At 67.4% G+C, this 24,198-nt stretch carries 15 protein-coding genes and 1 tRNA gene; 12 read left to right on the top strand and 4 right to left on the bottom strand.

Annotated elements, in window-relative coordinates:
• Positions 1 to 19: 19 nt before the first annotated feature.
• Both IV112_RS15105 and IV112_RS15100 read right to left on the bottom strand, forming a co-directional pair.
• Positions 20 to 376 (bottom strand): DUF2782 domain-containing protein, encoded by a 357-nt coding sequence (locus IV112_RS15105; RefSeq protein ID WP_020162979.1) that lies wholly within the window; start codon positions 374 to 376, stop codon positions 20 to 22.
• Positions 377 to 533: 157 nt separating this feature from the next.
• Positions 534 to 1,262 (bottom strand): TIGR00730 family Rossman fold protein, encoded by a 729-nt coding sequence (locus IV112_RS15100; RefSeq protein ID WP_020162980.1) that lies wholly within the window; start codon positions 1,260 to 1,262, stop codon positions 534 to 536.
• Positions 1,263 to 1,348: 86 nt separating this feature from the next.
• Here IV112_RS15100 and polA point away from each other — a divergent pair, with 86 nt between their 5' ends.
• The 8 genes from polA to IV112_RS15060 all read left to right on the top strand — a co-directional run bounded on the left by polA (position 1,349) and on the right by IV112_RS15060 (position 12,554).
• Positions 1,349 to 4,075, top strand: coding sequence for a DNA polymerase I (polA, locus tag IV112_RS15095; RefSeq protein ID WP_304004628.1), 2,727 nt, complete (start codon positions 1,349 to 1,351; stop codon positions 4,073 to 4,075).
• 123 nt (positions 4,076 to 4,198) lie between these two features.
• Positions 4,199 to 4,852, top strand: a complete 654-nt coding sequence (locus IV112_RS15090; protein ID WP_304004625.1) for a pyridoxamine 5'-phosphate oxidase family protein — start codon at positions 4,199 to 4,201, stop codon at positions 4,850 to 4,852.
• Positions 4,853 to 4,919: 67 nt separating this feature from the next.
• Positions 4,920 to 5,996, top strand: a complete 1,077-nt coding sequence (locus IV112_RS15085) for an acyltransferase family protein (RefSeq protein WP_304004622.1) — start codon at positions 4,920 to 4,922, stop codon at positions 5,994 to 5,996.
• 129 nt (positions 5,997 to 6,125) lie between these two features.
• Positions 6,126 to 7,688 carry an HAL/PAL/TAL family ammonia-lyase gene (locus IV112_RS15080; RefSeq protein WP_304004619.1) on the top strand — a complete coding sequence of 521 codons (1,563 nt, stop codon included), beginning with the start codon at positions 6,126 to 6,128 and terminating at the stop codon, positions 7,686 to 7,688.
• Positions 7,685 to 8,938, top strand: coding sequence for an AMP-binding protein (locus tag IV112_RS15075; protein ID WP_304004617.1), 1,254 nt, complete (start codon positions 7,685 to 7,687; stop codon positions 8,936 to 8,938). The genes IV112_RS15080 and IV112_RS15075 overlap by 4 nt, the downstream gene beginning before the upstream one ends.
• Before the next feature lie 83 nt (positions 8,939 to 9,021).
• On the top strand, positions 9,022 to 9,414 hold the full coding sequence (locus tag IV112_RS15070; protein ID WP_304004614.1) for a phosphonate transporter: 393 nt from the start codon (positions 9,022 to 9,024) through the stop codon (positions 9,412 to 9,414).
• Between the two features lie 12 nt (positions 9,415 to 9,426).
• Complete coding sequence (locus IV112_RS15065; RefSeq protein ID WP_304004612.1) at positions 9,427 to 10,737, top strand: sensor domain-containing diguanylate cyclase; 1,311 nt, start codon at positions 9,427 to 9,429, stop codon at positions 10,735 to 10,737.
• Entirely contained in the window at positions 10,734 to 12,554 is a 1,821-nt protein-coding gene (locus IV112_RS15060) for a putative bifunctional diguanylate cyclase/phosphodiesterase (protein WP_304004609.1), read from the top strand. The genes IV112_RS15065 and IV112_RS15060 overlap by 4 nt, the downstream gene beginning before the upstream one ends.
• Positions 12,555 to 12,610: 56 nt before the next feature.
• Here IV112_RS15060 and IV112_RS15055 read toward each other — a convergent pair whose 3' ends face one another.
• Positions 12,611 to 14,500 (bottom strand): diguanylate cyclase, encoded by a 1,890-nt coding sequence (locus IV112_RS15055; protein WP_304004606.1) that lies wholly within the window; start codon positions 14,498 to 14,500, stop codon positions 12,611 to 12,613.
• 385 nt (positions 14,501 to 14,885) lie between these two features.
• Here IV112_RS15055 and IV112_RS15050 point away from each other — a divergent pair, with 385 nt between their 5' ends.
• The 3 genes from IV112_RS15050 to IV112_RS15040 are packed head-to-tail and all read left to right on the top strand — an operon-like array spanning position 14,886 to position 22,887.
• Positions 14,886 to 20,522 carry a PAS domain-containing protein gene (locus IV112_RS15050; protein WP_304004603.1) on the top strand — a complete coding sequence of 1,879 codons (5,637 nt, stop codon included), beginning with the start codon at positions 14,886 to 14,888 and terminating at the stop codon, positions 20,520 to 20,522.
• Positions 20,519 to 21,721 carry an EAL domain-containing response regulator gene (locus IV112_RS15045; RefSeq protein ID WP_304004600.1) on the top strand — a complete coding sequence of 401 codons (1,203 nt, stop codon included), beginning with the start codon at positions 20,519 to 20,521 and terminating at the stop codon, positions 21,719 to 21,721. The genes IV112_RS15050 and IV112_RS15045 overlap by 4 nt, the downstream gene beginning before the upstream one ends.
• Entirely contained in the window at positions 21,718 to 22,887 is a 1,170-nt protein-coding gene (locus tag IV112_RS15040; protein WP_304004597.1) for a response regulator, read from the top strand. Before IV112_RS15045 ends, IV112_RS15040 begins: the two co-directional genes overlap by 4 nt.
• Positions 22,888 to 23,028: 141 nt before the next feature.
• Here IV112_RS15040 and IV112_RS15035 read toward each other — a convergent pair.
• Positions 23,029 to 23,105, bottom strand: a tRNA-Arg gene (locus IV112_RS15035).
• 159 nt (positions 23,106 to 23,264) lie between these two features.
• Here IV112_RS15035 and IV112_RS15030 point away from each other — a divergent pair.
• Positions 23,265 to 23,852, top strand: a complete 588-nt coding sequence (locus tag IV112_RS15030; protein WP_020162991.1) for a c-type cytochrome — start codon at positions 23,265 to 23,267, stop codon at positions 23,850 to 23,852.
• Positions 23,853 to 24,198 lie beyond the last annotated feature (346 nt).

Raw genomic sequence — 24,198 nt, 5'->3', positions numbered from 1 at the left:
CGCCGGCGGCGCGCGCGGGTCAGTCGAACGAGAAGATCACCCACTTCGGCACGCGCAGGCCCGAATCGAGATCGTCGTAGCGCGTCATCGCGCCGGAGCCGTTCTCGTCCATCAGGTAGTAGGGCACGCCGTGACGCGGCGTCACCTTGATCATGTAGAGCTTGCCGTTCACTCGGTGCTCTTCCACCGTCTCCTCACCGCGCTGGATGATGGTGATCTGCGGCTCGACGGCCACTTCGCCTTCCAGCGGCTCGGGCGGCGGCGGCGGTTCGGGAATCGGCTGCAGGTCGGGCGGACGGCCGGCCTGGGCATACACCGCAGGCGCCACACTGCCCAGCGCGGCTGCGAGAACTGCTGCAAAAAGTAGCGGACGCATCGAAAATCCTTCGTAATTCCGGCAGTTTAACAGAGGCAGGGCGGGGGGCAGCGGGGAGAGGCTAGGGGCTAGGGATGAGGGGCTAGCGAACAGGCGCGGCGGTCGCCGCGCGAGATCTTCACTAGCCCCCTAGCCTCTAGTCCCCAGCCCCTGCCTCTCAAAGATTCAACATCGCCTCGTGTTCCTCAGGCAGCGGCATGAAGCTGCGGTTCTCGTAGTGCCGGAATATCGCATCCACGATCTGCGCCGGGTCGTCGATGATCTGCACCAGGTCCATGTCCTCCGGCGAAATCATGCCTTCGGCCACCAGCGTGTTGCGGAACCAGTCGATCAGGCCGGCCCAGAACGGCGCGTGCACCAGGATGACGGGAATGCTGCGGCTCTTGCGCGTCTGGATCAGCGTCAGCGCCTCCATCAGTTCGTCCACCGTGCCGAAACCGCCGGGCATCACGACGTAGGCGGCGGCGAAGCGCACGAACATGTACTTGCGGGCGAAGAAGTGCTCGAAGGAATGCGATATGTCCTGATAGACGTTCGCGTGCTGTTCCATCGGCAACTGGATGTTCAGCCCTACGCTGGGCGACTTGCCGTGGAAGGCGCCCTTGTTGGCCGCTTCCATGATGCCCGGGCCGCCACCGGAAATGACCGAGAAACCGGCGTCCGACAGCTCGCGCGCGACCCGCTCGGTCAGGGCGTAGTACGGATGATCGACCGGTGTGCGGGCGCTGCCGAAGATGCTGACCGCCGGCCGGATCTGCTGCAGCCGCTCGGTCGCCTCGACGAACTCGGCCATGATGCCGAAGATGCGCCAGGCCTCGCGTGCGCTGCTGGTGCGTGCCGCTTCACCGGGGTCGATCATGCCCGGCAGTTTGTCTTTCGCGCTCATGGGAAAAGTATCCGGTGAAAGTGCCCGATCAGGGCGGGTGCGGCGATAATCGCGGGCCGACCGAATGTCCCCACGCGGAATCCGCCATGCCCACGCTGCTGCTCGTCGATGGATCGTCCTATCTTTACCGCGCCTTCCACGCGATGCCGGACCTGCGCAATGCAAAGGGCGAGCCGACCGGCGCGCTGCGCGGTGTGATCAACATGCTAAGGCGGCTGGCAAGCGACTACAAGGCGGACTATCGCGCTGTCGTGTTCGACGCCAAGGGCCCGACCTTCCGCGACGACTGGTATCCGGACTACAAGGGCCATCGCCCGCCGATGCCCGAAGACCTGGCGGCGCAGATCGCGCCGATCCACGAGGCCGTGCGCGCGCTCGGCTGGCCGCTGCTGATGGTCGAGGGCGTGGAGGCCGACGACGTGATCGGCACGCTGGCCGCGCAGGCGACCGAGCGCGGCATCGACTGCGTCATATCGACCGGCGACAAGGACCTCGCCCAGCTGGTGAACAAGCACGTGACGCTGGTGAACACGATGAGCGAGGAAAAGCTGGACGAAGCCGGCGTGCTGGCCAAGTTCGGCGTGCCGCCGTCGGCCATCGTCGACTACCTCGCGCTGATCGGCGACAGCGTGGACAACGTGCCCGGCGTAGACAAGTGCGGCCCGAAGACCGCGGTGAAGTGGCTGCAGCAGTACGGCGGCACGCTGGATTCGGTGGTCGCCAATGCGGCCGACATCGGCGGCAAGGTCGGCGAGAACCTGCGCGCTCACCTCGATTTCCTGCCGCTGGCGCGCAAGCTGCTGACCGTGAAATGCGATGTCGATCTGCCGCAGCCGCTGGAATCGCTCACCTCCGACGGCGAGAACGCCGATGCGCTGCGCCCGCTGTACGAGCGCTACGGTTTCAAGGGCCTGCTCGACGATCTGGCCAAGGGCCCGCGCAAGACGGTCAACGCACCGGCGCCGGCCGAGGACGCCGTGCCCTCGACCGCGCCCGAGGGCAGCCACCGTGCTGACTACGAAACCCTGCTCGACTGGGCCGCCTTCGACCGCTGGCACGCGAAGCTGATGGCGGCGCAGGTGGTGTCGCTGGACACCGAAACCACCAGCCTGGAGCCGATGGAGGCGCAGCTGGTCGGCATGAGCTTCGCGCTGGCGCCGGGCGTAGCCGCCTACCTGCCGCTGGCCCACGTCTATCCGGACGCACCGGCCCAGCTGCCGCGCGACGAGGTGCTGGCGAAGCTCAAGCCCTGGCTCGAATCGGCGACGCACGGCAAGCTCGGCCAGAACCTGAAGTACGACCGGCACGTGTTCGCCAACCACGGCATCCGGCTGGCCGGCGTGGTCGATGACACGCTGCTCGAAAGCTATGTGCTGGAAGCCGACCGCAACCACAACCTCGACACCCTGGTCACCCGCCACCTCGGCCTGAAGGTGATCAGCTACGACGAAGTCACCGGCAAGGGCGCGGCGCGCATCGGCTTCGAACAGGTAGCGATCGACCGCGCTTCTGCCTACGCCGCCGAGGACGCCGACGTGACGCTGCGCGTGCACGAGGTGCTGGCGCCGCGCATCCAGGCAGACAGCAAGCTTGCATATATATATCGCGACATCGAACTGCCGGTGTCCGACATCCTGTTCCGCATGGAGCGCACCGGCGTGCTGCTCGACAGCGCGTCGCTCGCCGCGCAGAGCAACGAACTGGGCCAGAAGATGCTCGAACTGGAACAGCGTGCGCACACCGCCGCCAAGCAGCCCTTCAACATCAATTCGCCGAAGCAGCTGGCGGAAATCCTGTTCGAGCGCGAAAAGCTGCCGGTGATCAAGAAGACGCCGTCCGGCACGCCGTCGACCGACGAGGAAGTGCTGTCGCAGCTGGCGCTGGACTACCCGCTGCCGGCCCTCATTCTCGAATACCGCGGCATGGCCAAGCTCAAGGGCACCTACACCGACAAGCTGCCGCGCATGGTGCGTGCCGACACCGGTCGCGTGCACACCAGTTTCGGCCAGGCGGTGGCGGTGACCGGCCGGCTGTCCTCGGTCGATCCCAATCTGCAGAACATTCCGGTGCGCACGGCAGAGGGCCGGCGCATCCGCTCCGCCTTCATCGCACCGCCGGGCCACGTGCTGGTCAGCGCCGACTATTCGCAGATCGAACTGCGCATCATGGCCCACCTGTCGCAGGACGCACGCCTGCTGCAGGCTTTCGCCGACGGCGAGGACGTGCACCGCGCCACTGCGTCAGAAGTGTTCGGCGTACCGCCGGACGAAGTGAGCAGCGAACAGCGCCGCTATGCCAAGGTGATCAACTTCGGCCTGATCTACGGCATGAGCACCCACGGCCTGGCGAAGAATCTGGACATCGAGCGCAGCGCCGCACAGAGCTGGATAGACCGCTACTTCGCGCAGTACCCGGGGGTGGCCCGCTACATGGACGAGACGCGTGCGCTGGCGCGCGAGCAGGGCTATGTCGAAACCGTGTTCGGTCGCCGGCTGCAACTGCCGGACATCCGCGCCCAGCAGGTCGGCCGCCGCCAGGGTGCCGAGCGCGCGGCAATCAATGCGCCGATGCAGGGCACGGCGGCCGACCTGATCAAGCTGGCGATGATCGCGGTGGATGGCTGGCTGACGGCCGATGGGCTGAAGACGCGGCTCGTCCTGCAGGTGCACGACGAGCTGGTGCTCGAAGTGCCCGAAGCCGAACTGGAACTGGTGCGCGAGCGCGTGCCGGCCTTGATGGAAGGCGTGGCGCAGCTGTCGGTGCCGCTCAAGGTCGAAGCCGGCGTCGGCCGCAACTGGGACGAGGCGCACTGAGGCGCCGCAGCGCGGCGGGCACCTTGCCCGCACGGCTCTCCCTATGCTGGTTCACGCGCACCCGTCGATGCGCCGGCGAGCCGGTTCGCTTCGCTCGCTGCAATCCAGCCGAGGAGAACCGCCATGTCTTCCCTGTATTCAGACCACCATCGCGCACTGCAACAGGCCTACGGCACCACCGGCCTGGCCGAGATGCTCGACACCGGGTGGGTGCATGAGCAGATTTCGGACGACGAGCGCGCCTTCATCACGTCGCGCGACATGTTCTTCCTGTCGACGGTCGATCCCGACGGCAATCCCACGGTGTCGTACAAGGGCGGCCCCACCGGCTTTGTCAAGGTGCTCGACGCGCACACGCTGGTGTTCCCGGGCTACGACGGCAACGGCATGTTCTACTCGGTGGGCAATATCGTCGGCCAGTCGCGCGTCGGCCTGCTGTTCATCGATTTCGAGAACCCGCACCGCGTGCGGGTGCAGGGCAGCGCCGAATTCCTCGCCGACGATCCGCTGCTGGCGGACTACGACGAAGCCAAGTATCTGGTGCGCGTAACGGTCAGCAAGATCTGGGTGAATTGTCCGCGCTACGTCCATCGCTACCGCAAGCTCGAACAGTCGAAGTACGTGCCGAAGGCGGAATGTACGACGCCGCTTGCCTCGTGGAAGCGGCTAGACATGGTGCAGGACGTGTTGCCGGAGCACGAACGCCGGCAGGCGATGCAGGAAGGTCTGCTGGATCTCGCCACCTACGAGGCAAAAGTGGCGCGCGGCGAGGGCTGACGCGGCCGGCCTTGAATTCGGGCCAGCGGCATGCACAATGCGGGGCCTCGCACTGGAATCCCCCGCAATGCATGCGCCGACGGTCGGCACCGATGCCCTCTCCCGCGCCGACCGGCACGACGTCGCTTCGCGCCTCGCGATATTCGACACGCTGAAGGCAGTCGCGTCGCAGCTCATCGTGCTGCATCACCTGGTCGCCTACGGTCCGCTGGCGGAGGCCTTCCGCAGCCGCTTTCCTGCTCTGTCCGACTGGCTCTACTACGACGGGCGGCTGGCGGTTCAGGTGTTCTTCGTCATCGGTGGCTTCCTCGCGGCCCGTGCGCTGGCGCCGGCGCTGCAGCCGCGACCGCTGTCGCTGCCGGCGGTGCTGTGGAAGCGCTATCGCCGGTTGGCACTGCCCTGCATGGCGGCCGTGCTGATCAGCGTCGTCTGCGCCGCGATTGCCCGCGCCCTGATCGACGACCCCAGCCTGCCCGGTACGCCTTCCGTCGGTCAGCTGCTCGCGCACGCACTGCTGCTGCAGGACATCGTCGGCGTCGAGGCGCTGTCGGCCGGCGTCTGGTACGTGGCGATCGATTTCCAGCTGTACGCGATGGCGGCGCTGCTGGTCTGGCTGGCCTCGCGCACCGGCCCGACGCGCCACGCCGTCGTGCTCGCCGCGATCACCGCCGGCGTTGCCGCCGCGTCGCTGTTCGTGATCAATCGCAATACCGGTTGGGACGTGGCCGGCCCTTACTATTTCGGTGTCTATGCGCTGGGGGCTGCCGCCTGCTGGTTGTCCAGACCGGGCCGCTCGCTGCTGTGGGGCGTGGCGGTCGCCGCCGCCGTGCTGCTGGCGCTGACCCTCGAACACCGCGAACGCGTGGCTTTCGCCGGCTGCGTGGCACTGCTGCTGTGGGGCGGCCTGCGCAGCGGGCTGCTGGCGCGCTGGCCCGACATTCCGGCGCTCGCCTTCCTCGGCCGGATCTCGTTCTCGGTCTTCCTGATCCACTACCCGGTGGCCATGCTGGTGAACGCCGTCGTCACCCGTCTGTGGGGCGCCACGCCGGACACTGCGCCAGCGGCGCTTGTCTTCGCGTGGGCGGCCAGCGTGGCGGCCGGTGCGCTGTTCCATCGCCAGGTCGAACGGCGCTGCGCTGGCTGAACCACCGACGCGCGTGAAACCACGTCGCCCGGCCGCTGTCTTCGCTTCGGCCCGGTGCCCGGGCAACACTGCGCAGCCCGGCCGTCCGCTGCCATGCTTCGCCTCCGTGCCCACTTCGATAGGGATCTCATGACCGCTGCCGCACCGGAACACGATGACGTCGTTTTCGACGGTCGCCCGCTCGACATCGAGGCGATCGCCGGCATCGCCGACGGCAGGCGTCGCGCCGTACTGTCGACCGAGACAGCCTTCCGCGCCCGCATCGACGCCGGCGCCCGCGTCGTGCTGCAGCTGCTCGCCGACGACGGCGTGATCTACGGCGTCACCACCGGCTACGGCGACTCGTGCACAGTGGCGGTGCCCGCCGCGCAGGTGGCGGAGCTGCCTCACCACCTCTACACCTATCACGGCGTCGGCATGGGACGCCTGCTGGAGGCCGACGAGACGCGCGCGGTGCTGGCCGCGCGGCTGGCCTCGCTGTGCCAGGGCATGTCCGGTGTGCGCTACGCACTGCTGCAGCATCTGGCGGCGCTGCTGGAGCACGACATCCTGCCCTGCATTCCAGCCGAAGGGTCGGTCGGCGCCAGCGGCGATCTGACGCCGCTGTCCTACGTCGCCGCCGCGCTGTGCGGCGAGCGCGACGTGCTGTGGCGAGGGCGGCGCATGCAGGCGCGCGAGGCGCTGGCCGAAGCCGGTATCCAGCCGCTGTCGCTGCAGCCGAAGGAGGGACTCGCCATCATGAACGGCACTGCCGTCATGACCGCGCTGGCCTGTCTCGCCTGGCAGCGGGCACGCCGCTGCAGCCGGGTCGCCACCCGCCTGACCGCGCTGAACGTGTTCGCGACCGCCGGCAACCCGCACCACTTCGACGCATTGCTGTTCGCCGCCAAGCCGCATCCGGGACCGCAGGCGGTGGCCCGCCGGCTGCGTCGCGACCTCGCCTGCGACGCCGGCACGGCACGCAATCCGGCACGGCTGCAGGACCGCTACTCGCTGCGCTGCGCGCCGCACGTGATCGGCGTGCTCGAAGACGCGCTGCCCTTCACGCGGACGCTGATCGAGAACGAACTGAACAGCGCCAACGACAATCCGCTGATCGACCCGGACAGCGGGCGCGTGCTGCATGGCGGACATTTCTACGGCGGTCACGTCGCGTTCGCGATGGACAGCCTGAAGGCCGCGGTCGCCAATGTGCTCGACCTGCTGGACCGCCAGCTCGCGCTGCTGGTGGACAGCCGCTTCAGCCACGGCCTGCCCGACAACCTGACCGCCGCCACCGGCGAACGTGGCGCACTGAACCACGGCCTGAAGGCGCTGCAGATCGCCGTGTCGGCGTGGACCGCCGAGGCGCTGAAGACCACCCTGCCGGCGTCGGTGTTCTCGCGCTCGACCGAATGCCACAACCAGGACAAGGTGAGCATGGGCACGATCGCCGCGCGCGACTGCCTGCGCGTGCTCGAACTGGGCGAACAGGTGCTGGCGGCGATGCTGGTGTCGGCCCGGCAGGCGGTCGCGCTGCGCGGCCGCATCGACGCCGGTGCGCTGCCGCCGGTGCTGGCGCACACCCAGTCGTGGCTCGAGTCCTGCATTCCGCTGGTGGTCGAGGACCGCGCGCTGGACCATGAACTGACCCGGCTGGTGGGCGTGCTGCGCACAGGCAGCGCAGCAGACGTGCTGGAGTCGGACGGATGAGCGCCCCTTGGCACGCCGACGGCCCGGCGCTGGAACGCGTGCTCGCCGACCTGATCGCCGACGAGGTGCGACGGCTGCGGCCCGGCGGCTCACCGCTGCCGCCGCAGCCGTGGTCGGCGTCGATGGCGTTCGACGACAGCGGTTTCGGGCTCGATTCGCTGGAGCGCTATACGCTGGCCGCCGCCATCGCCGAACTGCTGCAGCTGCACGACAGCACGGTGATCGATGCGCTGCCGGCGGCGAGTACTTTCGGTCAGTACTGCGCGCTGGCCCGCGAAGGCCTCGCGCAGGATGGCCGCCGCCTGACCTTCCGCACGTCCGGCAGCACCGGCATGCCGAAGGCGTGCGCACACGCGCTGGCAATGCTGGAGGAGGAGGCCGATGCGCTGGCCGCCCACATCGGGCCGCGCCGGCGGGTGCTGGTCGCGGTGCCGGTCCATCACATCTATGGCTTCATCTTCGGCGTCCTGCTGCCGCCCCGGCTGGGCACGCACGATGTCGTCGATGTGCGGCCGCTGCCGCCGCAGGCGCTGGCCGCCCGGCTGCAGCCGGGCGATCTGCTGGTGAGCCATCCGGCGCACTGGTCGCTGCTCGCCCGCTTCGGTCCGCAGCTGCCTGCCGACATCATCGGTAGCAGCTCTACCGCGCCCTGCCCGGATGCGCTGGCCGATGCGCTGTGCGCGCAGGGGCTGGCGCGTCTGCTGCAGATCTATGGCAGTTCGGAGACGGCCGGCATCGGCTGGCGCGACGCCGCTGGCGCGCCCTACGCGCTGATGCCGCACTGGCGCCGCGCGGTGGCCGACGACGCGGCACTGGTGCGCTCGACGGCGGACGGTGGCGAGCTTCGAGCTGTGCTGCAGGACGTGATCGAGTGGCTGCCCGACGGGCGCTTCCGCCTGGCCGGGCGACGCGACGAAGCGGTGCAGGTGGCGGGCATCAACGTGTTTCCGGCGCGGGTGCGCGACGTGCTGCTCGAACACCCGCTCGTCGAGGCGTGCGCGGTACGCCGCATGTCGCCGACCGAGGGCGAACGCCTGAAGGCCTTCGTCGTGCCGCACGCAGGCGCCACCCCGGCGGCGCTGCTGCCCGCACTTGAAGCGTGGGTGAGGGAACGCCTGTCGGCACCCGAATGTCCACGCGCCTGGTCGTTCGGTGACCAGTTGCCGGTAGACGCCCGCGGCAAGCTGGTCGATTGGCCGATCGCGCCCTCGTTGCCTCCTCAAGTTCGCGGGTGCACTCCCGATAACTGATCCGTTGTCCGGAGTGTCCGCTGCCTCCGCATTGCCATCCGGCGCACCTCAAGGTGTCCGTTGATACCGACCCAGGGAGCACCATGAATACGGAACAGACCCTCTCGTTCTCCAATGCAGCACTGTTTGACTATCTCGACCGCGCCAGCGATGCCGAGCTCGACAGCCTCGACTTCGGCGTCATCGGCATGGACGACGCAACCCAGGTCAGACGTTACAACCGCTTCGAATCGGCCGCCGCCGGCCTGTCGCCCGATCGGGTGATCGGGCACGCGCTGTTCACCGTGGTGGCGCCGTGCATGAACAACTTCATGGTTGCCCAGCGCTTCGAGGACGCGCAGCAGGACGGCAGTGTGCTCGACGACACCATCGACTACGTGCTGACCCTGCGCATGCGCCCGGTCAAGGTGAAGCTCAGATTGCTCGCCCGACCCGGCAGCGACTTGCGCTATGTGCTGGTCCACCGCCAGACCTGAGCCGGAGCACGCATGAGCGCACCGGTAGAAGAGGAATACGAAGCGCTGCTGCAGTTCATGTACATGGCGCCGATAGGCCTTGTACAGACGCTGGCGGATGGCGAGATCACGATGATCAATCCGCTGTGCGCACAGCTGCTGATGCCGCTCTCCCCGGACGGCCAGCTGGCCAATCTGTTCACCGCGCTGGAAGCCGTAGTGCCCGACCTGCGACAGCGGGTGCAGGATTTTCCGGACGTGCACGGCACGGTGTGCGACGCGCTGCAGGTGCCCATCGCGACCGGCCAGCCCGGCCGCAGACAGAGCCAGGTGCTGGCGCTGACACTGCTCAAGCTCGACGCCGAGCGACTGATGGCCGTCATTTCCGACGTGACGCAGTCGGTCCGCCGGGACCGCGAACTGCGCCAGAGCCAGGCCTGGATCAACACGCTGGCGATCGGCCTGACCGACTACGCCCTGGTATCGCTCGACCACCATGGCTGCGTGCAGGACTGGAACCCGAGCATCGCCCGCATCACCGGCTTCACCGAGGACCAGGTGATCGGTCGCAGCCTGTCGATGTTCTACCCTGAAGACGCGATTTCCGAACAGCGTGTGCTCGACCGGCTGCACGAGGCCGACCGCACCGGCTGGAGCCTGGACGAGGGCTGGTGCGTGCGCGCCGATGCCGGTCGCTACTGGGGCAGCTGCCTGATCGCCCCGCTGCACGACCGCGACGACGCGCTGACGGACGAACATGCCTACAGCCTCATCATCCGCGACGTGTCAGACCGGCGCGAGGCGGCGGAAGCATTGCTGAAGGCGGTGTCCTGCGATCACCTGACCGGCCTGCTGAACCGCCGCGCCTTCGTCGAGGCGGTCGAGCTGGAGATGCAGCGCTGGGCGCGCTTCCCGCGGCCGCTGTCGCTGGTGATGATAGACGCCGACCATTTCAAGCGCATCAACGACCAGTACGGACATGCCGCCGGCGACGCCGTACTGCGCCATCTCGCCGCCGGCATGACCGCGACCTTCCGCGCGATGGACGTGCTGGCGCGCTTCGGTGGCGAGGAATTCGTCGTGCTGCTGCCGGACACCACGCTGGAGGGCGCAGAGATCGTCGCCCAGCGCCTGTGCCAGCTGCTCGCGTCGCAGGCGGTGGAGGTCGGCGGGCAGGCCGTGCGCTACACGATCAGCGCCGGCGTTGCGACGATGGATGCGGACGTGAGCGATTTCGATGCCCTGATGCAGCGTGCCGACGAGGCGCTCTATGCGGCCAAGGCCGGCGGCCGCAACCGGGTAGAGCGCTGGCAGCCGGCGCTTCAGTCGGCGGCCGTGCGATGAAGCCGGACAGCGACCCAGAGGATCTGCAGCCGCCCGCCTATGAGGCGCTGATCCAGTTCCTCTATCAGGCGCCGATCGGCCTGCTGCAGATCCGGCCCGACGGCACGGTGACGATGATGAATCCGCGCTCGGCGCAGTTGCTGATGCCGCTGGCGCGGCAGGGCAATCTCGACAACCTGTTCGAGGTGCTGGACGAGGTGGCGCCGGATCTGCGCGCCATGGCCGACGCCGCCATCGAGCCGGGTGCGCTGGTGTGCGAGGGGCTGCGCATGCCGGTGCGGTCGACGGCCGGTGGCCGGCGCGTGCTCGGCATCAGTCTGCTGCGGCTCGACGCCCACACCATCATGGGCTGCGTCAATGACGTGACGCACGAGGTCGAACTGGAGCAACAGCGTCTGGCGTCGCGGATGCGCGACGCCTCGCGCACCGACAGCCTGACGCTGATGCCCAACCGCTCCGCCGTGTTGGAGCGCATACAGCAGGCGCTGGCGCGCCCTGACGCCAGCGGTGCCCCCACCTTTGCCGTGCTGTTTATCAACTGCGACCGCTTCAATCGCGTCAATCTGACGCTCGGGCAGGCCGGTGGCGACCGGCTGCTGCGCATGGTGGCCGAGCGGCTGAATGGCACCGTGCGTCAGCGCGATGCCGTCGGCCCTGCGCGAGAGCCGCTGCATACAACGGCCCGCCTCGGCGGCGACGAATTCGTCGTACTGCTCGATGGCCTGCGTGGCAGCGAGGACGTGCACAGCATCGCGCAACGGCTGATCGACACGCTGTCCCGCCCCTATCTGATCGACGGCGTCGAGGTTCATATTTCCGCCAGCATTGGCGTCGTCGCCGGAAATCATGCCGCGGCCGAAGCGAATGCCGTGCTGCAGGACGCGAGCCTCGCCATGCAGGAGGCGAAGCGCGCCGGCGGCGGACGCCACGTGCTGTTCACGCCGTCGATCAAGGACATCGCGACCCGCCGCGGCGCACTCGAAGTGGAACTGCGGCGGGCGCTCGAACAGAGCGAACTGTTCGTCGTCTACCAGCCCATCGTCGAGCTGTCCGACGGTCGCGTCGCCGGCTTCGAGGCGCTGGTCCGCTGGCAGCATCCGCAGCGCGGTCTGGTGTCGCCGGTCGAATTCATCGAGATTGCCGAGGAGTGCGGCCTGATCGGCGCGGTCGGCGAATTCGTGCTCGATTCGGCCTGCCGACAGCTGGCGGCGTGGCAGCGCCGTTTTGGCGCGCAGGCGCCCGGCATGGTGTCGGTCAACCTGTCGCGTGCACAACTGCAGGACGCCGCCATCACCGACCAGGTCGCGCGCGTGCTCGAATCGAGCGGCCTGCCGGCGCAGGCACTGCAGCTGGAACTGACCGAAAGCATGGCGGCGCAGGGCGACGACATCCGCGCCCGCCTGCTCGAACTGAAAGCGCTCGGCCTCGCGCTCGCGCTGGACGATTTCGGCACCGGCTATTCCTCGCTGGCCTGTCTCGGCCAGCTGCCGATCGACACAGTCAAGATCGATCGCTCCTTCGTCGCCGACGCCGAGAGCAATCTGCACAAGCGGGTACTGATAGAAGCCACCGTGCGCGTTGCTCGCAGCCTCGGCATGAGCACGACCGCCGAAGGCATCGAGACCGAAGGTCAGGCGGCGCTGCTGGCGACGCTGGACTGCAACAAGGGGCAGGGCTACCTGTGGTCGCGTCCGCTGACCGCGCAGGCCGCCACGCAATGGATCGCCGCACGGATGGGGGCCACCGACCCGATGCCGGCGGAAACCCATCCGTCCGCCGCGGCGCCCCTGCGCGCCGCCTCCGGCTTCCGCGCCTGACGACTACCTGATTCTCTGCCGCGCGGCTCGCGGCGCCTGGCTGCGGCCGGCGGGCCTCACACCGTTGCCTGCTCGCCAAGCGCCAGCACGACGCGATCCCGTCCTCCGTGCTTCGCCTCGTAAAGAGCCCGGTCGGCGCGCAGGAAGGCCGATTCGAAACTGTCGTCGCCGGCGCTGAGCACGGTCGCACCAATGCTCACGGTGATGTTCAGCGTGTGGCCGTCGTGTTCGATCCGGCGCTCGCGCACCGCCTGCAGCAGTCGCTCGCCGACCTCGCGCGCGCCGGTCGCATCGGTTTCCGGCAGCACGATGCCGAACTCCTCGCCGCCGAGACGGCCGAGCACGTCGCTGGTGCGCAGCGCCTGCCCGAGCGTGAGCGCAAGGGCTTTCAGCACGGCGTCGCCGGTCGGATGGCCGAACACGTCGTTCACCTTCTTGAAGTGGTCGGCGTCGATCACCATCAGGCTCAGCGGCCGCCCGTGGCGCAACGCGACCGATATCAGCCGCTCGCTTTCGGCGGTGAAGGCGCGGCGGTTGAGCACGCCGGTCAGACCGTCGGTCGACGCCTGCCGCTGCAGTTCCAGTTCGAGGCGCTTGCGCTTGCTGATGTCGCGAATGATGCCGACGTGGAAACTCTGCGCCCCGTCGCCCGAACTGCCGACGGTGACGTCGATCGGAAACTCTCGGCCGTCCTTGTGCCGGGCCGTCACCTCGCGCCCCCTGCTCATTGCGCGTGCCTCGGCTGAGGCGTTGGCTGCCTGTACATGGCGTCGATGCGTCGCCGCTTCGGATGGCGGCATCAACATATCGAGCCGCCGCCCGGCGACCTCGTCGACGCTGTAGCCGAACAGCACTTCGGCCGCGCGATTGAACTCGACGACGCAGCTGTTGCTGTCGACGACGACCACCGCGTCGCGCGCGGTGTTCATGAAGGTCCGCGCACGGTCCTCGCTGCGCCGCAGCTGATCGGTGCGGCGGGCGACGCGGTTCTCCAGTTCCTGGTTTGCGTCGGCCAGCTGTTGCAGAGCCAGCCGGCGGCGCTGCACCTGGCGGAAGGCGAACCAGGCCAGCCCCGCGAACGCGAGGTTGCTGGCCACCGCCATGGCAACGTAACCGCCAAGGTTGCGTCGCCAGGACTGCAGCAGCATGCCTTCGTCCGCAGTGGCGGTGACGACGACGCCATAAGCGTCGGATGTTGCGTAGGCGGCCGGGCCCGGACGCTCGTCGAGCAGGCCCTGGCGCGCGAACAGGCCGTCGGCGGCTGCGGGCAGCAGGGTGCGGAACAAGGGCATGTCGCCGGCCGTGCCTTCGAGGCAATCGGATCTGCGGGGCAGGCAGGCCAGCCGATGCCCGTCGCGCAGGAACACGGACAGCGTGTATGCAGCGGGCAGACCCTGCTCGCTCAGCAGGGTCGTCAGCTGCTCCGGATCGACGGCCGCTGCGGCCACGCCGAGAAAGCGGTTGCCGTCGTTCTCGACCCGCCGGCTCAGCGGGAAGATGTATCTGTTGGTCAGTTTGCTGACGATCGCCGGCCCGATGAAGAGCCGGTGCTCGTCGGCGCCCGATCCGGACTGCGCCAGAAAATAGTCCCGTGTCGATACATCCAGCGCCGGGGGCGGAGAGCTGAGCGACGTCGCCGCCAGGGTGCCGTCGTGGCGCACCAGGAAGAGCGATTGTAGTTCCGGGTTGAGTGCGTGTCGGCGGACCAGCAGACGGTGCAGGGTCAGATCCGGCGCGGCCGAAATTCCGCCGTGAAGCCGCACGCCCTCGCCAATGCCGGACAGCAGCCGGTCATAGGTCGCCAGGTGCTGGTCCATGCGTTGCGCGACGACGTCGACGCTCACATGCAGCGTGTCGCGCGCACGCTCCAGCGTTTCCGTGCGTGCCGCGTCGACGAACATGAACAGGCGGATGTCGAGAACGGCGAGCACGAACAGCGCAAGCACTATCCATCGCAACACTGCAGGGCGCTTGTGGCCGCCGTTCTTCCCCGTTCCGACTCCGTTCGATCTACGTGTCGACCGGATGGTAGCGCAAGCGCAATTCGTGCATGAATCGAAGTACATCCGAATATCGCCTGCGCCGCCCGTGTCCGTCGGGCCGACCTGTCCGTCGCCGGGACCGGCGGCGGGCGGACACAGTCGCTGACAAAGTTCGGACGGGATACGCCGTAAATCGCGTCAGGCCAGGGAGCGACGCTCGATGGACCGCAAATGCTTGCGGTTCGCACATGTTCATGATGGCCCTGTCGTCTTGGCGTAGTGTCTGCATTCATCAGGGGGTTCCGTCCGTTCACTCCGTGGCCGTCGCACGCATCTGCCTTACTGACCGATGAAAGCAGCCTTTCCCGCCAACGAGCCGGCGCGCATCCGTGCGCTGTGCGAGCTCGATATCCTCGATTCGCCTCCTGAGGCGGCGTTCGACGACATTACGCGCCTGGCCGCTGAGCTGTGCGGGACGCCGGTCGCACTCGTGTCGCTGGTCGACGGTAAGCGCCAGTGGTTCAAGTCGCGCATTGGCATCGAGGTCACGCATACCTCGCGCGACGTGGCGTTCTGCGCCCATGCCCTGCATGCCCCCGATCTGCTGGAGGTCAAGGACGCGACGCTCGATCCGCGCTTTGCCGACAATCCGCTGGTCACCGGCGAGCCGGGCATCCGTTTCTACGCGGGCGCTCCGCTGCTCACGCCCGATGGCGAGGTGCTGGGTACGCTGTGTGTGATCGACTGGACGCCCCGCAGTCTGGATGACCGTCAGCGGCGTGCACTGCGCACGCTGGCCGACCAGGTGATGACGCAGATGCGGTTGCGCCGCCAGCTGCACTTGCAGGCTCGGACCGAGGCCGCCCTGAAGGCGCTGGAGGAGCGCTGGCAGTTCGCCCTCGACGCGAGCGACGAGGGCGTGTGGGACTGGAACGTGCTGACCGACGAGGTGTTCTTCTCCGATCGCTGGTGCACCATGCTCGGCCACGCGCCGGCGGACATTCCGCACACGCTGGATGCCTGGTCGTCGCGCGTGCACCCGGACGATCTCGAACAGACGCTGCACTGCGTACGCGAGCACTTGGCGGGCCGCACGCCTTTCTACGAAGCCGTGTTCCGGATGCGGGCAAGCGACGCCAGCGATCGCTGGATACTCGGCCGCGGCAAGGTGATGGTGCGCGACGCCGACGGCAAGCCGCTGCGCATGGTCGGCACGCATACCGACATCACCGCTCAGAAGTGTGCGCAGCGCCAGGCGGAGCGCATGCGCGCGCAACTCGACGAGGCGCAGGCGATCGCCTCCATGGGCAGCTGGGATTTTGACCTGGCGAGTGGCCGCCTGACCTGGACGCAGCAGACCTGCCGGCTGTTTGGCATCGAACCGGAGGCGTTTGCCGGGACGATGGATGCCTTCCTCGACATGGTGTTGCCAGAAGACCGTGCGCGCGTGGCCTGCGCGAACACTGATGTGACGCCCGAAGCGCCGGTGATCGAGAACACCTATCGCATCCGGCGCCCCGATGGCGAAATCCGCTGGATGTACGAGCGCGGCAAGGTGCTCTTCGACGTCGAAGGCTGTCCCGAGCGCCGACTTGGCATGGTGATGGACATCACCGAGCGGGAGCGTGCGCGCGAGGCGATCGCCGCGACCGAGGCGCGATTCCGCAAGGTGTTCGAGGACGCCGCGACCGGCATCGCGATCACCACGCTGGAAGGCCGCTTCATCGCTACCAATGCGGCATACCGGCGCATGCTGGGTTACGGCGAGGAGGAACTGCAGGCGCGCACGCTGTTGTCGATCACGCACGCCGACGATCTGGCGCGCAATCGTGCGCTGATGGACGAGGTTCATCGTGGCGCGCGTGACAGCTTCGTCACGGAGAAGCGCTGCATCGCCGCCGATGGCCGCATCGTCTGGGTGCGTATGAGCGTGTCCATGCAGCGCGACACGGACGGCACTGCGCGCAGCATCATCGGCGTCGCGGAGGACATCACACAGCAGCGCGAAGCCGAGGCGCGGCTGCGGCAGAGCCAGGCCCTGCTGGCGATGGCCTCACGCGTCAGCCGGATGGGCGCGTGGACGATAGATGTGCCGGGCCTTGCGATGACCTGGTCGGACGAGGCGCGCGACCTGTTCGGACTGCAGTCATCGCAGATGCCGGTGGCGGCCGAGGGGCTGAAGCTCTACGTGCCCGAGCACCAGCCGTGGATCCGCGAGGTATTCGAGCGCTGTATGCAGACCGGCGTGCCGTTCGACGTCGAGCTGCAGGCGGCCGGCCGCGACGGGCAGGTACTCTGGGTGCGCACGATAGGTGAGGCAGTGCGTAACGAGCGCGGTGAGATCGTGCGTGTGCAGGGCGCCTTCCAGGACATTTCGGAGCGCAAGCGGGCGGACGAAGCGCTGCAGGAAAGCCGGCGCGAGATGCTGACGCTGATGAGCAACCTGACCGGCATGGTCTATCGCTGCCGACCCGATGCCGGCTGGACAATGGAATTCGTCAGCGATGGTGCCCATGCGCTGACCGGTTATGCGCCGTCCGAACTGGTCGGCATCGAGCACAGGCGTTACGTTGAACTGATACACCCGGCCGACCGCCTGCGGGTCCAACAGGACGTGTCGCGCGCGCTGGACGAGCGCCGGGCGTTCGAGCTGACCTACCGCATCTTTGCCGCCGATGGCGGCGAACGCTGGGTGTGGGAACGCGGGCAGGGGATACGCGATGCCGACGGCCAGGTGCGAAGCATCGAGGGCGTCATTTTCGACGTGTCGCAGCGGCACAAGGACGAGGAGCAGTTGCGCCTGCTCGAGATGTGCATCGCGCGCATGGGCGACATTGTCATGATCACCGGCACCGATGGGATAGGCACGCCGGACGGGCCGCGCATCCACTTCGTCAACGAGGCCTTCGAACGCATCACCGGTTACACGCGCGAAGAGGCGCTCGGCATGACGCCGCGCATGCTGCAGGGACCGGCCACCCAGCCCGAGGTGCGGAGCCGTCTGCGCGATGCGCTGGCGCAGTGGCAGCCGGCGCGCGAGCAGGTGATCAACTACCGCAAGAACGGCGAGGTGATCTGGCTCGAGCTGGACATCGTGCCGATCACCGACGAACACGGCTTCTACACGCACTGGCTGGCGATAGAGCGCGACATCACCGAGCGCAAGGTGGCCGAGCAGGCGGTGCGCGACAGCGAGGAGCGCTTCCGTCGGCTGACACGCGCGACCAACGACGCCATCTGGGACTGGGATCTTCGCTACGACACGCTCTGGTGGAACGATGGTTTCGAGAAGCTGTTCGGCTACGACCTGCTGACCATCGAGAAGACCATCTCGTCGTGGACTTCGCGCATTCACCCGGACGACCTCGACCGGGTGACCGAAGGCATTCATCGTGTGATCGACGACGGCGGTGAGCAGTGGTCGGACAGCTACCGCTTCCGCCGCCTCGACGGCAGCTATGCCTACGTCGTCGACCGCGGTTACGTCATCCGCGATCCGGACGGTCAGCCGACGCGCATGCTGGGAGGCATGACGGACATCAGCGAGCGCAAGCGCGTCGAGGACGAGCTGCGCACCGTCGCCACGCGCCTGAGCCATTACCTGAGCGTGAGCCCGGGCGTGACCTACGCGCTGGCCGTCGAAGGTGAGCGGGTACAGCCGGAGTGGGTGAGTGACAACATCGAGTGGCTGTTCGGCTACCCGGTCGAGCAGACCCGCACGCCGGACTGGTGGCGGAGTAATGTGCATCCGGACGATCTCGACGCCGCCATCGCCCACACGCGCGAGGTGCTGCGCACCGGTCACGTCGTGCACGAGTACCGCTTCCGCGGTGCCGACGGACGGTGGATCTGGATCAACGATCACATGCGGGTGGAACGAGACCCCGACGGCGAACCGATGCGCATCGTCGGCGCGTGGACCGACGTGACCAGCCGGCATGAGGCCGAGAACGAGGTGCTCCGCTACAAGGATCATCTGGAAGAGCTGGTGGTCGCCCGGACCGCCGAACTGCGCATCGCCCAGCAGCAGGCGGAGGAGGCAAGCAGGGCAAAGAGCGCCTTCCTCGCCAACATGAGCCACGAAATCCGCACACCGATGAATGGTGTGCTGGGCATGCTGGAGGTGATGGCGCACAGCCCGCTCACGGCGCAGCAGGCCGACATGATCCGCACTGCACGCGAGTCCGGCCAGACCTTGCTGGGGCTGATCGACGACATCCTCGATTTCTCGAAGATCGAGGCGGGGCGGCTGGAGATTCTGTCCGAACCGCTGTCAGTGATCGATCTCGCGGAGGGGGTGTGCGACGCCCTGCTGCCGCTGGCAGAACGCTCTGGCGTCGAGCTGCGCGTGATCGTCTCGCCAGAGGTGCCCGAGTGCGTGCTCGGCGATGCGGTGCGCCTGCGCCAGGTGCTGTACAACCTCGTTGGTAATGCGATCAAGTTCTCGGCTGGCCGCAGTGCGCCGCAGGGGCAGGTCGCGTTGCGGGTGACGCGGGCGGAGGCGTCGCCGCTGCGGCTGGCGTTCACCGTGATCGATAATGGCATCGGCATGACCCCGGAAACGCTTCAGCTGCTGTTCCGCCCGTTCAACCAGGGCGAGAACTCGGCCTCGCGCCGCTACGGTGGGACCGGTCTGGGTCTGACCATCTGCCGGCGACTGATCGAGCTGATGGGTGGCGACATCCAGGTGGTCAGCGCACCCGGTCGGGGCTCGACCTTCGTTGCCCATCTTCCCTTCCCACTGCCGCCGGAGATGCCGGCGCCGAACTATCCGGACCTGCGCGGCACGCACTGCATCGTTGTCGACCGGGTGCTGAACGATCCCGGTTTCGCCGACTATCTTCTGCATGCCGGGGCCCGGGTCGACGACGTGGCCGACGAATCCGAGGCCGTGCTCCGGGCGCGCGATGGCGGGCTGGACGTGGTGGTCATCCGGGCGGTCGAGCGAGCGACCCTTCCACTGGACGTCGGCGACGGTACGAAGACGAAGGTGCGGCAGCTCCTGATCACCCGCGGTCGTCGTCGTCGCGCGCGCATTGCGGATGCCGACAAGGTGAGTCTCGACTACTCGGCGCTGCGCCGGCGCTCGCTGTTGCAGGCGGTGGCGATAGCCACCGGCCGGGAGTCGGCCGAGGTGCTGCACGAGCAGCACGCAAGCGACGTTCCCGACGCACCGGCTGCGCCGACGGTCGAGCAGGCGCGTGCCAGCGGCGAGCTCATCCTGGTGGCCGAGGACGATGCGACCAGCCGCAAGGTCATCCTGCAGCAGCTGGCATTGCTCGGGCGAACGGCCGAAATCGCGCAGAACGGCGCAGAGGCACTGGCGATGTGGCGGCGTTCGCGTTACGCGATGCTGCTGACCGATCTGCACATGCCGGAGATGGATGGTTATGCGCTCGTGCGTGCGATCCGTGCCGAAGAGGCCGCGGCGGGGCGAGATGCGCAAGGAGGGCGCATGCCCATCATCGCGCTGACCGCGAACGCACTGCGCGGGGAACACGAGCGCGCACGGGCGGTGGGCTTCGACAACTATCTGACCAAACCACTCAAGCTTGAACAGTTGCGTGTGGCGATCGAACAGGTCATTGTGGGTACCGAGCCGGCATCGGATCAGCCGGTCGACCTGCCGGTGTTCGACGTGGATGCGATGCGCGCCATCATCGGCGACGACGACGAGTCGATACGCGAGCTGCTCGCCTTCTATCTCGATACGACCTTGCCGCAGTGGGGCGAGCTGCGTCAGGCCTGCGAAGTGGGTGACTGCGCCCGGGCGGCACACGTTGCGCACAAGCTGAAATCGTCTGCCCGCTCGGTCGGTGCGCTCGAGCTGGCCGAGTGCTGCGGTACCTTTGAACGGGCGGCGAGGAGCGGGCGCATCGCTTACCTCAAGCAGGGCGTGAAGCGACTGGATTCGATCCAGGCTCGCGCCGAAGAGGCAATACGCAATCACCTCGACGACACACTTTCGGGGAGGCCGCAGGCATGAGGGTGCTGATCGTCGACGATGACCGCTTCACGCTGCGATTGCTGACACGCCAGCTGACCCAGCTGGGTGTCGATGGCGTGCTTGCCTGTGAGAGCGCGAGTGCCGCGCTGACGCTGATAGACGGGCAGATCGACAGCGTGGATGTGCTGTTCTGCGACCTCAACATGCCGGGCATGGATGGTGTCGAGTTCCTGCGCCATCTGTCGCGGCACGGCTATCGGGGCGGCCTCGTTCTGATCAGCGGCGAGGACGTGCGCGTGCTCGATTCGGTCCGTCGTCTGGCGACCGCACGCCAACTGCAGGTGTGGGGCACGCTGCGCAAGCCGGTGGCGCTGGAATCGATCCGCGCGCTGCTGCAGCCAGCCGCGGACGGTGCACGGTCCGGGAGCGAACCCGAGTTCCGCAAACGGTATGAGGCGGCGGAACTGGGCCAAGCCGTGCGGCAAGGACAGATCGTCAATCACTATCAGCCGAAGGTCGCCTTTTCCGATGCCAGGGTGGTAGGCGTGGAGACGCTCGTGCGGTGGGCGCATCCGCAGGATGGGCTGGTGTTTCCTGACCAGTTCATTGCGGCAGCCGAGAGCGGCGGCGTCATCGAAGAGTTGACCGATGCCGTGCTGCACGTTGCGCTGCGCGACACGCGCTCGTGGAACGAGAGCGGGCTCGAGCTGCGCTGCGCGATCAATGTGTCGATGGACAACCTGGTTGCGCTGGACTTCCCCGACCGGGTGGCCAGCGCCGCTGCGCGCGCTGGCGTGCCGATCGCGCAGCTGGTGCTGGAAGTGACCGAGAGTCAGTTGATGCACGATACGCCGTCCTTGCTCGACATCGTGTCGCGGCTGCGTCTGAAGCGCATCGGATTGTCGATCGACGATTTCGGAACCGGCTTCTCGTCGCTGGCGCAGCTGCGGGACATTCCGTTCGACGAACTCAAGCTCGACCGCAGCTTCGTGCGTGGCGCCGGCGAGAACGCGGAGCTGCTGGCCATTCTGCGCGCGAATCTGGACATGGCCCGCCAGCTTGGTCTGCGCAGTGTGGCAGAGGGCGTCGAGACGGCGGGTGACTGGGCGTGCCTGCGTGATCTGGGCTGTGACGTCGCACAGGGCTATTTCATCGCACGACCGATGCCTGCCGATCGCCTGCCGGAATGGATGGCCGAGTGGGAAGCCCGAAGAACGCTCCTGGTGAACACGGCATGAACAAGGAAGACCTACGCATTCTGGTGGCGAGCGATATCGTCAGCGACGCCGAACTGGTGCGCAGGCTGTTGCGCGACGAGTTCGAGAAGATATTCATGTCGACCGACCCCGACCGCAGCATCGAGGATTTCGAGCGGATCAAGCCCGACGTGCTGCTGCTCGCGTTCAACTCGCTGGAGAAAGCCGAGCGCTACTACCTCGGTCTCTATCGCCTGAGCACCGTGGTGCAGGCGATTCCCCACCGCACCGTCATCCTCTGTGACAAGGACGACCTGAAGCGTGTCTACGAACTGTGCAAGCGCGAGTATTTCGACGACTACATCCTGTTCTGGCCGCTGACCCACGATACGCCGCGTCTGCCGATGTCGGTGTTTCACGCGATGCGCCAGATCGAGTTCGAGCGTTCGCTGCCGATCAGCCAGAGCGAGCTTGCCGAGCACGTGCGGCGCATCGCGGAACTGGAGACGACGCTCGAACGTTACATGTCGCGCGGACAGGACCAGATGAGTCAGGTCAGGCGCTCGCTGGACGAGGCAGGAGACCGCATCGGTGCCGCGCTGGCGCGATTCCCGAAAACGCTGGCCGACAGATCGGTCATTCAGGCGGGCGACATCCCGAAGGTCGCGCAAGAGGTCGATCAACTGCGTAGCGAAGGCATCGACCTGCAGTTGCGCAGCGCCACCGAAACGATGGGGCAGGCAGTGGAATGGGCGACTGAATACAGGCAGGCGCTGTCGCCGCAACTGAAATCGGCGCAGGTCTTGTCCGAGGTGATCAGTCAGCTTCGCCCGGTCGTGCTGATCGTCGATGACGACGAGTTTCAGCGCAAGCTGATCGGCGACTGGCTTATCAGGAACGACATGCAGGCGCTGTTCGCCGCCTCCGGACCGGAGGCGCTGGGCATGGTGCGCAGGCATCATCTGGATCTCATCCTGATGGATCTCGAACTGCCGGGTCTGAGCGGCATCGAGGCCATGCGCCACATCAAGTCGGTCGAGCAACTCGCGGCCATCCCGATTCTCGTCATGACCGGGCACAGCGAGCGCGGCATCGTGATCCAGTCGAAGGAGGCCGGTGCGCTCGACTTCATCGTCAAGCCGGTCGACCAGGCGCGCCTGCTGGCCAAGGTGCGCCGCTGCCTCGATCCCGCCGCCGAAGCCTCGTAAGGCAGGTGTGAAGAAGGGCACTGGCCTCCGCCGGCTGCGTATCGCGACGCTTCCCGTCAGTCAGGTTCAAACGGCTCGCGGGTAGCCGGTCGGCCCAAAACAAAAGGGCCGGATCGAGGTGATCCGGCCCTTTCGGAGAATTGGCGCGCCCGGCGCGATTCGAACGCACGACCCCTGCCTTCGGAGGGCAGTACTCTATCCAGCTGAGCTACGGGCGCATTGCGGGCGGTGAAACACCCCGCAGGCGGCGAAGGATAGCCGCTTTGCGCCTGCGCGTCCATGCGGGTGGTAGGTCCGGGACGCAGGCGGCGCCGGCTGCCGCTATAATGGCGCGTTCTGTTTTTCCAACCCTATCCAGGTCATCAGAGGAAGGCACCATGTCGGACGCGCACGAAGAGCACGAAACTCTCATCAAGACGCCGCAACAGCTGATCGCGGTGGTCGTACTGTCATTTGTGGTGTTTGTCGGTCTGGGCGTGCTGGTGGCCCAGTACGTGTCGTCCGGTTACAAGGGCGCCAGCAATCCCGATCCGGAAGTGGTGTCGCGTGCGATCCAGCCGGTTGCACAACTCGCTCTGGGCGAGCCGGAAGCCAAGGGCCCGAAGACGGGCGAGCAGATCTACAAGGGCGCCTGTGCCGCCTGTCACGACGCCGGTATGGCCGGCGCGCCGAAGCTGGGCGACAGCGCTGCCTGGTCCAGCCGTATTGCCACCGGTCTCGATGCACTGGTGAAGTCGGCGATCAACGGCAAGGGCGCGATGCCGGCCAAGGGCGGTAACGCCTCGCTGAGCGACGACGAAATCACCCGCGCCGTGGCCTACATGGGCAACAAGTCGGGCGCCAGCTTCGCCGAACCGAAGGTCGCCGACGCGGCCGAAGCGCCGGCTGCCGATGCAGCCGCTGCCCCGGCGGCGCCGGTCGAAGCCGCGGCCATTGCGGCGCCGGCTTACGAAGAGAAGAAGTAAGCGCAGTACCGCTGCAAAGAGAAAGCCCGCTGACCAGCGGGCTTTTTTTTGTCCATCGCGGGCGACGTGAGTGCGCAACTCCCGCTTTCGGCTGCCGTTCGACACATGAGTTCGTCGGCAGCGGCGTGGATCGACGCCGGCGGACTGCAGCGGCCGCGTCGCGGTCAGAAGACCGCTCCCACAGGGGTGCTGCGCCCTATCCAAGACCTGAGCTCGGGACGGGGTTCTGTGGGAGAGGCCTTCTGACCCGGGCAGCGGCGTGGATCGAAGCCGGCGGACTGCTGCGGCCGTGTCGCGGTCAGAAGACCGCTCCTTGTATTGTCTTTACCTCCCGAGGGGCACCTCG

This window comes from Methyloversatilis discipulorum, from assembly GCF_018780585.1.
Lineage (GTDB): Bacteria > Pseudomonadota > Gammaproteobacteria > Burkholderiales > Rhodocyclaceae > Methyloversatilis > Methyloversatilis discipulorum_B.
This window is presented reverse-complemented; position numbering and strand designations above follow the sequence as displayed.